The following is a 1,240-nucleotide window of genomic DNA, read 5'->3' as shown; positions in this document are numbered from 1 at the left end:
GACAAACCGGTATTCGGGGAGATCCTTTGGAGTACTTACCAGTACCATGACTTCTACACCATAGGCATTGTTCGATCCGGTATTCTCAATATCAACGCTCACATCATAGGTGATAGAACGTGATTCCGGTGACACATTCACCTGCTTGATGGTCGGAACAAGCGAGAGCTCCGGAGGTGCGTAACTACTGCATCCGGCAGAGAGGATACACGATAAAAGCACACCTATGAGCATGAGTTGCACAGCATTCATGACTCCCGCCCCAGTTCCGTGATTTTTATCTCAGCTTCCGCAAGGCGCTCCTCACATTGTCTGACCAGTGCCATGCCCTCTTCATACATGGTGATCATCTCATCAAGGCTGGTGCTGCTGTCTTCCATCTTCCGTACGATCTCTTTTAACTCACCAATCAGCTCTTCATACTTCTTTGTCATGGTACACCTGTGTTACTGTTGCATCTGCTTTCCCATCCATGAACCGGATCTGTATTACCTCCCCGGGTGCAAGCCGGGTACAGGATCTGATCACCGTTCCTGCCGAACTGACCATACAGTATCCTGCCGAAAAGATTGCATCCGGCCCTCTCGCTTTGATAATGGCGGATAATGAACTGATACATGCCCGCTCGGTCTGGAGCCGGCCCTCCACCCTGGATATGAGACGTTCTTTTAATTCGCTTAGAAAGGCTTTCCGTTCGGGAATCTCACGCCTGATAAATACGAGCGGATTTCTCCCTTCAAGACGGCCACGGAGTTCTGCAAGCTGGAAGGAGGCACGATCCATGGTACTCTGTGCTCCCCGTATCATCCGGTCGGTGATATCGGCCAAAGCCTCCTGCCGAATCCTAATCTCACGAAGAAGCCTGGCCATTGAAAGACGGTCACGAACATAATTGAGATCTTCCTGCGCTGATTCAAGACGGTTTACCAGCTGAAGGGACATCCGTCTCTTCATATGCATCAGGGCATCCCGTTCGCTCTCCCGGTCCGGCACACACTGTTCTGCCGCATGCGATGGTGTGGAAGCGCTCACATCCGCAGCAAGGTCTGCAAGGGTGATGTCCACTTCATGCCCGATAGCCGCTATTACCGGTACCGGACAAGTGACGATGGCCTCAACCACACAGGGGTGATTAAACGCAAAGAGATCCTCATGACTACCCCCTCCTCTGCCGACGATGAGCACATCCACCATATCCTGCACTCTGATGATGGCACGTGCGATATCCTCATGGGCCGTT

3 protein-coding genes are annotated in these 1,240 nt (G+C 52.0%); all 3 read right to left on the bottom strand.

What is annotated here, in order from left to right; translation table 11 throughout:
- A partial coding sequence (locus PLA23_RS12845) for a hypothetical protein (RefSeq protein WP_324475443.1) occupies nucleotides 1-252 on the bottom strand: 252 nt, incomplete at its 3' end.
- Nucleotides 249-434: an exodeoxyribonuclease VII small subunit gene (xseB, locus tag PLA23_RS12840; RefSeq protein WP_324475442.1), complete on the bottom strand. Its 186-nt coding sequence runs from the start codon at nucleotides 432-434 to the stop codon at nucleotides 249-251. The genes PLA23_RS12845 and xseB, both read right to left, overlap by 4 nt.
- A partial coding sequence (locus tag PLA23_RS12835) for an exodeoxyribonuclease VII large subunit (RefSeq protein ID WP_324475441.1) occupies nucleotides 418-1,240 on the bottom strand: 823 nt, incomplete at its 5' end. The genes xseB and PLA23_RS12835, both read right to left, overlap by 17 nt.

This window comes from Methanospirillum sp., assembly GCF_035406105.1.
Classification (GTDB): Archaea; Halobacteriota; Methanomicrobia; order Methanomicrobiales; family Methanospirillaceae; genus Methanospirillum.
Note: the sequence above shows the minus strand (reverse complement) of the source record. Positions and strands in the feature narration are given on the sequence as shown.

Excerpts from the sequence above, each read along its gene's own strand:
- xseB (WP_324475442.1), bottom strand. The coding sequence starts at position 434 with ATGACAAAGAAGTATGAAGAGCTGATTGGTGAGTTAAAAGAGATCGTA.